12 protein-coding genes are annotated in these 8889 nt (G+C 68.6%); 2 read left to right on the plus strand and 10 right to left on the minus strand.

Features of this window, described 5'->3' with window-relative positions:
• Nucleotides 1–7: 7 nt before the first annotated feature.
• From EDF19_RS10500 to EDF19_RS10545, 10 genes are all read right to left on the minus strand, one after another.
• Nucleotides 8–1216: a M23 family metallopeptidase gene (locus EDF19_RS10500; protein WP_123681012.1), complete on the minus strand. Its 1209-nt coding sequence runs from the start codon at nt 1214–1216 to the stop codon at nt 8–10.
• Nucleotides 1217–1227: 11 nt separating this feature from the next.
• Nucleotides 1228–1830: a copper resistance CopC family protein gene (locus EDF19_RS10505; RefSeq protein WP_185022782.1), complete on the minus strand. Its 603-nt coding sequence runs from the start codon at nt 1828–1830 to the stop codon at nt 1228–1230.
• 13 nt (nt 1831–1843) lie between these two features.
• A complete protein-coding gene (locus EDF19_RS10510) occupies nt 1844–2683 on the minus strand; it encodes a M23 family metallopeptidase (RefSeq protein ID WP_148071072.1) in 840 nt (279 codons plus the stop codon).
• Nucleotides 2684–2765: 82 nt separating this feature from the next.
• Entirely contained in the window at nt 2766–3179 is a 414-nt protein-coding gene (locus EDF19_RS10515) for a hypothetical protein (protein ID WP_123680835.1), read from the minus strand.
• Nucleotides 3180–3242: 63 nt separating this feature from the next.
• Nucleotides 3243–4154 (minus strand): cation diffusion facilitator family transporter, encoded by a 912-nt coding sequence (locus EDF19_RS10520; RefSeq protein ID WP_123680836.1) that lies wholly within the window; start codon nt 4152–4154, stop codon nt 3243–3245.
• A gap of 25 nt (nt 4155–4179) precedes the next feature.
• Nucleotides 4180–4866 (minus strand): cation transporter, encoded by a 687-nt coding sequence (locus tag EDF19_RS10525; protein ID WP_123680837.1) that lies wholly within the window; start codon nt 4864–4866, stop codon nt 4180–4182.
• Nucleotides 4863–5216: a helix-turn-helix transcriptional regulator gene (locus tag EDF19_RS10530; protein ID WP_123680838.1), complete on the minus strand. Its 354-nt coding sequence runs from the start codon at nt 5214–5216 to the stop codon at nt 4863–4865. Before EDF19_RS10530 ends, EDF19_RS10525 begins: the two co-directional genes overlap by 4 nt.
• A 116-nt stretch (nt 5217–5332) precedes the next feature.
• On the minus strand, nt 5333–6376 hold the full coding sequence (locus EDF19_RS10535) for a DMT family transporter (protein WP_123680839.1): 1044 nt from the start codon (nt 6374–6376) through the stop codon (nt 5333–5335).
• Nucleotides 6373–6741, minus strand: coding sequence for a metalloregulator ArsR/SmtB family transcription factor (locus EDF19_RS10540; RefSeq protein ID WP_148071073.1), 369 nt, complete (start codon nt 6739–6741; stop codon nt 6373–6375). The genes EDF19_RS10535 and EDF19_RS10540 overlap by 4 nt, the downstream gene beginning before the upstream one ends.
• A gap of 44 nt (nt 6742–6785) precedes the next feature.
• Nucleotides 6786–7271: a DUF4396 domain-containing protein gene (locus EDF19_RS10545; RefSeq protein WP_123680840.1), complete on the minus strand. Its 486-nt coding sequence runs from the start codon at nt 7269–7271 to the stop codon at nt 6786–6788.
• 186 nt (nt 7272–7457) lie between these two features.
• Here EDF19_RS10545 and EDF19_RS10550 point away from each other — a divergent pair, with 186 nt between their 5' ends.
• Both EDF19_RS10550 and EDF19_RS10555 read left to right on the plus strand, forming a co-directional pair.
• Nucleotides 7458–7913 carry a hypothetical protein gene (locus tag EDF19_RS10550; RefSeq protein ID WP_123680841.1) on the plus strand — a complete coding sequence of 152 codons (456 nt, stop codon included), beginning with the start codon at nt 7458–7460 and terminating at the stop codon, nt 7911–7913.
• Nucleotides 7914–8019: 106 nt separating this feature from the next.
• Complete coding sequence (locus EDF19_RS10555; RefSeq protein WP_123680842.1) at nt 8020–8625, plus strand: DUF305 domain-containing protein; 606 nt, start codon at nt 8020–8022, stop codon at nt 8623–8625.
• The last annotated feature ends 264 nt before the right edge of the window (nt 8626–8889 follow it).

The following is an 8889-nucleotide window of genomic DNA, read 5'->3' on the forward strand; positions in this document are numbered from 1 at the left end:
CTAGGGGTTAGACGCCGCGGGCGTTGAGGAACGGCATGGGCGAGATGGCGGCACCGTTTTGACGGATCTCGAAGTGCAGGTGGCAGCCGGTGGAGAGGCCGGCGTTGCCGACGGCGGCGATGTTCTGCCCTGCACTGACGCGTTGACCGGTGCGGACGAGCACACCGCCGGGGAACATGTGGGCGTAGTTGCTGGTGACGCCGTTGCCGTGGTCGATGGTGATGAGGTTTCCGTAGCCGCCGTACGGGCCTGCGTAGATGACGGTGCCGGCCGATGCGGCGTAGAGGCCAGTGCCGCAGGGGGCGCCGAAGTCATCGCCAGCGTGCATGCGGTAGTAGCCGAGCACGGGGTGCAGGCGGTTCCCGTACGACTGGTACGACTCGTAGGAGGTGATCGGCATCGTCCACCCAGAGGCCGACACTGCCCCCGGATTCGACGCGGGCTGCGGGCGTGCTTGCGCGGCCTGGGCGGCGGCTGCCGCTGCCGCGGCACGGGCGGCCGCGGCGCGGCGGCGTTCCGCTTCCGTGTACGCGGCCTCGGTGCTGAGGGTCCGGTTGCGGAGGACGGCGAGCTGATCGGTGAGCTCGCGCTTCCGGGTGCGCTGCGTCGCTTCGGCGGCCGCCGCCTGTTCCGCGGCGGCAGTCGCGGCTTGGAAGGTAGCCGCGGCGTCATCGCGGAGCCGATCGCGGGCTGTTCGTGCGGTGGCGGCTTGCCGGCCGAGCGCGGCCGCAGTGCCGGCACGGGTGGCGGCGTCCTCGAGGGCGGCGTTCATCGTGTCGGTGACCTTCGCCGCGGTACCGAGCCGCTCGAGGAGGTTCCCGGTATCGGTTCCAACACTGACGGACAGGTCGCGTCCGGCGGAACGGGAAAGGTACGCCGACCAGGATGCAATCTGCTCTTCCGCGCCGGCGGCGTCCTTGCGTGCGCGTGCAGCCTGTTCGGTGAGCTTGTCGTAGCGGCCGGCAGCCTCATCGGCAGCGTCTTGGACCTCCTGCAGCTCCGTACCGCGGGCATCGGCGGCTGTGGCAGCTGCAGCGGTCTCGTCCTCGAGAGTGGCGATGAGCGCAGTAAGTTCGGCCGTCTTCGCCTTGGCGGCTGATTCATCGCCGCGGGCCGCGAGCACGTCGGCCCAGGTTGGTGCCGGTGCGGCGGCCGCGGCGGAGGGTGCGGGGAGCACAGTTCCGACCACGGCGGCCGCGGTCACCACAGCGATCATGGTGCGGCGGATCATTCGGTGCGCTTCGGTCGGCGCCGGGTGATCAGCAGCACGGCGATGATCGCGATGATCAGCACGGCAGTCAGCCCGGCGAGCACCCACACTGCAGGACCGGTGTCGCGAGCGGTGTCTGCTGCGGCCGCAGGGGTAGCGGACGGCTCGGTGGCAGCTGCCGGCTCCGGGGTCGCTGGCGCGGTCGGCGTGCTGGCGGGGGCGCTGCTTGGTGCAGCCGGTGCTCCAGTGGAGGTGAACTGGTAGGTGCTGGAGATGGGGTGCCCGTCAACGGAGACGCTGCGCCAGCCGAGGTTGTACCGGCCGGGCTTGGTGAGGTCGACGGGCTTGGTGAGGGTGCTGCCATCGACGCGGACTGTGCCGGTTGAGGTTTCGGCGCCGTCGGGTCCGGTGACGCTGATCACGAGGCCGGATTCCAGGCCCGCGAGCGGGGCTTCGGAGAACGTCAGGGTGACCCGGTCGAGGTCGCCGGAAACGGTGCTGTCCGCGGCCGGTGTTGCCGAGGCGAGGGCGTCGTGCGCTGCGGCCGGGGCGGCGGGGACGAGCAGCGTCGTGGCGAGAGCGATCGGGAGGATGGTCAGGGTGAGAGCGCGCAGACGCACGGGGGGCCTTTCGTCAGGAGGTGGCGGCGGCGTTGCTGCGCAGCCAGGTGGCGGGGTCGATCGGAGTGGTGCCGTTGGCGTGCACCTCGAAATGCAGGTGTGCTCCCGTGCTGCGGCCGGAGGACCCGACCAGGCCCACGAGGTCGCCAGCGGCGACCGACTGGCCGGCGGACAGCGGGGAGGAGCCGATGATCATGTGCGCATACAGGGTCGACACCAGTCGGCCGTTGACGCGGTGGTCGATGACGGCGTACTGGCCGAACTCGGAGTGCCGGCCAGCGATCCGGACAACACCATCCGCGACGACCTGGATCGGGGTGCCAGCGCCGGGCACGAGATCGAACCCTTGATGGTTCGTCGAGCAGGTGGCGCACGGCGCCACCCGGTAGCCGAAGCCCGAACTCAACGGGGCACCACCAAGGAACGGCCACTGCACCGTCCCGGCCGCCGACACATCGGCCAGTGGTGCCGAGCCTGGCTGAGCAGCCGCAGCGGGGGTGGTGACGGTGAAACCGTCACGCTGCTGGGACGGATCGAGCGCTGATGCGGCGACGGTGAGACTCTGCCCGGCGGCGGCCGGTGCGATCACCGCGTCCGGCGAGCCTGCTGCGGCGGTATGCGCGGGAAGCGCCGCGGAGGCGAAAAGCACGAGGACGGCGGCAGCGCCGGTCGATGCGACCAGGGAGGGCGCCGCAGGTCGGCGGCGGGTCATCGGACTGGTTGGGGCCGCGAGATTCGGTGAGGTGGTGCGCGTGGGGCGGCTTGGGCGTCGCGCTGCCGCGCGTTCGGCCTCGAGGGCAGCGCGGCGAGTGAGGTGTGTGGACGTGGCTGGGGTGGGGATGGTGGTGGTCACGGTTCCGATCAGGCAATTCCGGGGGCGAGTGCGGGCAGGCACGGCTGACGACCCCGATGATCGGGGCCGCCCGGAAGGCTGATCAGATGCGGGCGATCGCGAGCCCGGTCAGCGAGACCGCTGACCACCGCTCGAACGTTCCAGGTGGCCGCACTCGTGCGAGGACCCGAGACAGCGCGAACAACGGTCGCTGGTTCTGCCCGATCCGACTCGCGAGCGCAATCGCGATCGCCGTCGTGATGACCAACGCGACGAGCCCGAGCAGGGCGCAGAAAATCCCACCGACACCGTCGTGGGCGTCGACATGCACCGTCGGCGACTCCACGTGCCCCAGAGCCGCAGCGCTGGCCGGCGCTGCGGTCAGGGTTGCGGCGGCGGTGTCGGTGTGGGCTGCGTTGTTCTGCAGCGTGACGGCACCGAGCAGCAGCAGGACTGCAGCGACGACCGCGGTGACTGCGCGGAGCAGCCGGAGCGGGAGGTGGCGAAGTGTCGTCATGAGAGTGGCGGCCGTACCGATACGGCCGCATCCATTGTCACCGATGCTGTCAAGTCGCACAGCTCAGGCGTGCGGGGTGTGTTCGTGTTCCCGGTGGGTAGCGGGCTCGAGTTGGAACGTCGAGTGCTCGACACTGACGTCGAAGTGCTCGGCAACGCACGCCTGCAGCTGGTCAAGGATCTCCGGTGCGTGGCCGTCGCGGAAGCAGCCACCGGCGACGGTGACATGCGCGGTGAGGATGGGAAGCCCAGACGCGATCTGGGAGGCATGGAGATCGTGGACCGCTTCGACGTGCTCGAGCGCTTCCAGGTGGGTGCGGACGTCGTCGAGGTCGAGACCGGCGGGCGTGGTTTCCAGCAGCACGTTCACCGCGTCCCGCAGCAGCACGAACGCACGCGGCAGGATCAGCACGCCGATGAGGATCGCGGCGATCGCGTCTGCGCCGCCCCAACCGGTAATCGAGATGACGATCGCGGCGATGATGACGCCGACCGAACCAAGCGCATCGTTGACGACCTCGAGGAACGCGGCCCGCAGGTTCAGGTTCGCGCCGCGCCCGGAGGCGAGGACGAGGATCGATACGAGGTTCCCGGCAAGCCCGATCATGCCGAAGATCAGCAGTCCCGCGGACGGGATCTCCGGCGGCGTGACCAGGCGTTGAATGCCTTCGACGAGGACGAACAGCCCCACCGCGAGCAGGACCGCAGCCTGCGCAGTCGCGGCAAGGACCTCCGCTCGTGCATACCCCCAGGTGCGGCGGGAGGTGGCGGGCCGCATCGCGAGGGTCGTCGCGAGCAGTGCGACACCGAGCCCGCCTGCATCGGTGAGCATGTGGCCCGCGTCAACCAGCAGCGCCAGGGACCCCGTCCAGATCGCTCCGATGACTTCGGCGACGAGGACCGTGCTGGTGATCGCGAACGCGATCACCAGCCGCTTCCGGTTTGTGGTGCTGCCGTGAGCGTGTTCGTGCGTCATCCGGTTCTCCGTCGGTCAGGCGGTGTCAGCAGCAGTGGTCGTGGTCGTCGTGGTGTTCCCGTTCCCCGGTGAGTACCGAGGCGGGGACGGCGCACGCTTCACCGCGCCACGCTTCCAGGCCCTCCCGGACGGCGAACACGACGATCACGAGGCCGGCGACCGCGTCCGCCCAGGCCCATCCGAGCAGGGTGTTCAGCAGCAGTCCGATCAGGACTGCGGCGGAGAGGTAGGAGCAGATCAGGGTCTGCTTCGAGTCCGCGACGGCGGACGCGGATCCGAGCTCCTTCCCGGTGCGGCGCTCGAACAGGCTCAATCCGGGCATCACCAGCAGCGACACCGCCGTCAGGATGATGCCAACCGTGGAGTGCTCCGGGGAGCGGAGCCCGGTCAGGCTCAGGATGGCGTCGATGGTGACGTAGAGCGCGAGGCCGAAGAAGGACACCGCGATCACCTTCAACGCGACCCGCTCACGGGCTTCGGGGTCTGGGCCGGCGAACTGCCACGCGACGGCGGCGGCAGAGAGCACCTCGACGATCGAGTCGAGACCGAACCCGATCAGCGCCGTCGACGATGACACCGTGCCGGCGGCGATCGCGATGATCGCTTCGATGACGTTGTACGTGATCGTCGCGGCGACGATCCACCGGATGCGTCGCTGCAGGACCTTCTTCCGGTCCGGTCGTAGTGTCACGGAGAGGTTCGTAGCGGTCATGCCGACACCGCGCAGTCGATCGGAACGTCGCAGTCGTCGTCGACGCAGTCCACGCCGTCATCGACGGCGAGGACGACGTCGAGCAGGGCATGCAGCGCCGTCCCGATGTTCGGGTCAGCGATCTCGTATCGGGTTGACCGTCCCTCTGGGACAGCGACGACGATGCCGCACCCACGCAGACACGTCAGGTGATTTGACACGTTCGACCGCGTCAGACCCAGCGTCTCCGCGAGGCGCCCCGGGTATCCAGGGCCATCCAGCAGCTCGAGGAGGATGCGCGATCGGGTCCGATCCGTCATCGCCCGGCCCAGCCGGTTCATCACGTCGACACGAGAAGCACTGGTCAGCATGCGATGACCATACAGTGGTTGCTGTCAGGTCGCTACCTGGCGGTGTCACCGCAGAGCACTTGTTGGTGCCCGCGGCCTCCCTGGCGCCGAGGAACGAACCACGGGGAGCGATGGCGTCAGTGGGTGTGCCGGTGGTGTGCGTCCGGGTAGTGCTCGTGCGTGTGGGTGAGCTGTTCGTGGTGGTGTTCGTGCTTGTGCCAGGTGCCGGCTGGGACGGGGTTGTCGTGGTCGTGCTGGTGGTGTTCATCGTGGGTGTGCCAGTCGTCGTGCGTCATCGGCTGGTGCGTGTGCTCATGCTCGTGCCGCTCAGTGAGGTGTAGCCACACCCCGATCGCCATCAGGATCCCGGCGACCAGGAACGGCCACGTGATCTGGTCCCCGAACGCGAAGGCGAGGACCGCGCCGAAGAACGGGGCGATCGAGTAGTACGCGCCCGCCCGCGCGGTGCCGACGTGGCGCATCGCGACGATGAACAGCGCGAGGCTGACCCCGTAGGCAAAGAACCCGACGACCAGCGCGCCGCTGACTGCGGGCCAGGCGGGAAGGGTCGCGCCGAGTGCGAAGGCGAGGGCGAGGTTCACCGGGCCGGCGACGACGCCCTTGACCGCGGCGAGCCAGGTCGCGTCGGTGAGGGACACCTTCCGGGTGAGGTTGTTGTCCAGTCCCCAGCACAGGCACGCGCCGAGGATCGCCAGTGACGGCCACGGCGACCCGAGGTTCGCTCCCGATGGGACGCTGAGCACGACGGCGCCGGCGACGATCGCGATCATCCCGAACGCGATGCGGCGGTCGAAGTTCTCACGGAACACGAACCATGCCAGCGCTGCGGTGAACACCCCTTCCGCGTTGAGGAGCAGCGAAGCGCCGGACGCGGGCATGTTCGCCAGTCCGAGCATCAGCAGGACCGGGCCGGCGACTCCACCCGCGGCGATCGCCCCAGCCAATGGCAGCACGTCGGCGCGCGCCAGACGCACGCGAGGTGCACGTCGGACCACACGGAGCAGCGTCAGGCCGAGTCCGGACCCGCAGTAGAGCAGCCCGGCGAGCATCCATGGGCTGACGTCCCCGAGGAGCAGCTTGGCGAACGGGGTGCCAGCACCGAAGAGGACGGCGGAGACCAGTGCCGCCTGCACGCCACGGTTCGTCAGCGCGGTCCTCATGCCGGCGCCTGCGCCCGTTCGATTCGGTGGTGGGGCGCTGCACCGACAACATGCTCGGCCTGCTTCACCGCATCGATCACCAGTTCGGACGCATGCTCGTCAGTCAGCCGGTAGAACACGGTCGTGCCCTCGCGGCGGGTGGACACCATCCGAGCGAGCCGCAGCTTCGCCAGGTGTTGCGACACCGCGGCAGGACTCTTGTCGACCACGTCTGCGATGTGGTTCACGGACATCTCCTCCGCGTTGCGGAGCGCCAGGATGATCCGCACGCGGGTCGCGTCCGCGAGCATCGCGAACACCTCTGCCGCGAGCTCGACGTACTCCGACTCTGGGCTGAGACCGCATGGCTTCGTATCTACGTGCACACGCAGATACTAGCCGTCATCACGCCGCGGTTCATTCGGGGGTGTTAGTGGTGGCCGTGGACGACGGCGTGGCCGAGGCCGCGGCTGATCATCCACCGGTTCACCGGGGTCGTCACGATGAACGCGATGACGAGGGAGAACGCCAGGGAGCCCCAGAATAGCCAGTCGTTCAGCTGCGCGTCCATCGCGCCGGGGACTGCGACAATGACGGTGTTGTCGATGATCTCCATCACGGCAATCGACACCGTGTCCGCGGCGAGGGCAACCTTGAACGCAGCGGAGAAGCTCAGCCCGGACCGGATGACGCCGCGCATGGTGAGGGCGTAGCCGAAGATGAACGCCAGCACGATCGACAGGATGATCGTGCCCGTGTTGTGCAGGCCGGTAGCGGTGCCGATGACCATGCCGAGGATTTCACCGATCGCGCAGCCGGTGAGGCAGTGCAGCGTCGCTTGCGCTGCCATCGACCACGTCGTTGCCCCACGGCCCCCACCGTGCTGGGTCATGGTGTCGTGTTCATGGCTGCTCATGTCGCTCCTCCTGTCGGCCAACCAACATCTCGTTGTATACCCCCAGGGGGTACCGTAGTCCTGTAACGCCGAACGCCGCGGGATGTTCCCACACTCCCTCGCGGCAAGTGCCAAGCGGGTTGTACTCCCAGCGCCGCTCCCGCACCATGGAAGCCCTCACGACCACCGACCAGCACGGAACTCCGAATGCTCACCACCGCTTCGACGCCTCGTCGTCGCCTGCTCCTGCAGGCCACGGCGGTGTTGACGTTGCTGCTGCTGGTCGGGTTCACGGTCCTGATGCACAGCATGCTCAGCCGCGCATCCAGCCACGACCACACGATGGTCACGCCGGGGGCCGCCTCGGCTGAGCAGCATGCGGCCACCGGGCACGCCGCCCACGCGGCCGCACCGGCGAGCACAGTGATGACGGTGCTCAGCGACGCCGGCTGCGACGGTGGCCTGTGTGCGCTGATGTGTTCCCTGATGGGGATGGCGTGCGCGGTGGCGATCGCGCTGTTCGCGTGGGCGCTCCTGCGAGCCAGGGCGGGCGGGATCCTCTACCTCCTCGCCCGCCTGCTTGCCTTGGCTGATCACGTCGCTCGACGTGTCGCCGTCCCGAAACCGCCGTCATTGTCGGCGTTGCAGATCATCCGGATCTGATCCGTCCCGCGCGGGAGCCCCCACCGGGGTTCTCCTGCATGCCCGGAAACTCCGGGCGGGCGTCGTGCCCGCCCGGCATCACTGACGTATTCATGGGAACGGATCAATGCACACCACCACTACGCGCGCCCTCGCGGCCGCCGCCGCCCTCACGGTCGGTCTCACCCTCGCCGGATGCTCCACCAGCAATACCGACAGCTCCGCGGACAAGACGTCCGCCTCGACGTCGGCCGCGTTGAAGCACAACGATCAAGACGTCACGTTCACGCAGGAGATGCGTGCACACCATCAGCAGGCGATCGAGATGAGCGACATGCTCCTCGACAAGGGCTCCGACGTCGCCCCCGACGTCACCAGCCTCGCGAAGCAGATCAAGGCCGAGCAGGCGCCGGAAATCAGGACGATGACCGGCTGGTTGAAGGCGTGGGGCGAGCCCACCACCACGTCGAGCATGTCCGGGATGGATCACTCCTCTATGTCCGGGGGGATGATGTCCGGCGGCGAGATGGACGCGCTCGAGAAGGCGTCCGCGGCGGACGCCGGGAAGCTCTACCTCGAGCAGATGATCGAGCACCACACCAGCGCCGTCGACATGGCTACGACCGAAGCCGACGAGGGCACGAACACCGACGCCGTTGCTCTGGCGAAGTCGATCGTGTCGAGCCAGACCAAGCAGATCACCCAGATGAAGGACATGCTCGCGTCCAGGTGACCCCGGCGTGGGCCGCAGCGGGCTCCCACCTCTCGCCGCGGCCCACGACGGGCCTCCTTCTCACGAGTCCGAGTTCCGACTCGACGTCCCCAGTCGTCCCGTCAAGCATCTGGGCGGAAGAGGCGGCGGTCGCTGCCGTAGATGTTGCGTCGTCGGCTGAACGTTCTACCCACGCGCGGCACTGGACGGTGCATACTGGTGACGTCGTCAGACCCGGCAGTGGGGCTTGCCGGACCCAACCTCGACATCCGTCGACAACAGTCC

Origin of the sequence: Curtobacterium sp. PhB115, assembly GCF_003752025.1 — a bacterium.
In the GTDB taxonomy this organism is placed as follows: domain Bacteria; phylum Actinomycetota; class Actinomycetes; order Actinomycetales; family Microbacteriaceae; genus Curtobacterium.

Excerpts from the sequence above, each read along its gene's own strand:
- EDF19_RS10555 (WP_123680842.1), top strand. The coding sequence starts at position 8,020 with ATGCACACCACCACTACGCGCGCCCTCGCGGCCGCCGCCGCCCTCACG.
- EDF19_RS10515 (WP_123680835.1), bottom strand. The coding sequence starts at position 3,179 with ATGACGACACTTCGCCACCTCCCGCTCCGGCTGCTCCGCGCAGTCACC.
- EDF19_RS10520 (WP_123680836.1), bottom strand. The coding sequence starts at position 4,154 with ATGACGCACGAACACGCTCACGGCAGCACCACAAACCGGAAGCGGCTG.
- EDF19_RS10525 (WP_123680837.1), bottom strand. The coding sequence starts at position 4,866 with ATGACCGCTACGAACCTCTCCGTGACACTACGACCGGACCGGAAGAAG.
- EDF19_RS10545 (WP_123680840.1), bottom strand. The coding sequence starts at position 7,271 with ATGAGCAGCCATGAACACGACACCATGACCCAGCACGGTGGGGGCCGT.
- EDF19_RS10500 (WP_123681012.1), bottom strand. The coding sequence starts at position 1,216 with ATGATCGCTGTGGTGACCGCGGCCGCCGTGGTCGGAACTGTGCTCCCC.
- EDF19_RS10530 (WP_123680838.1), bottom strand. The coding sequence starts at position 5,216 with ATGCTGACCAGTGCTTCTCGTGTCGACGTGATGAACCGGCTGGGCCGG.
- EDF19_RS10535 (WP_123680839.1), bottom strand. The coding sequence starts at position 6,376 with ATGAGGACCGCGCTGACGAACCGTGGCGTGCAGGCGGCACTGGTCTCC.
- EDF19_RS10550 (WP_123680841.1), top strand. The coding sequence starts at position 7,458 with ATGCTCACCACCGCTTCGACGCCTCGTCGTCGCCTGCTCCTGCAGGCC.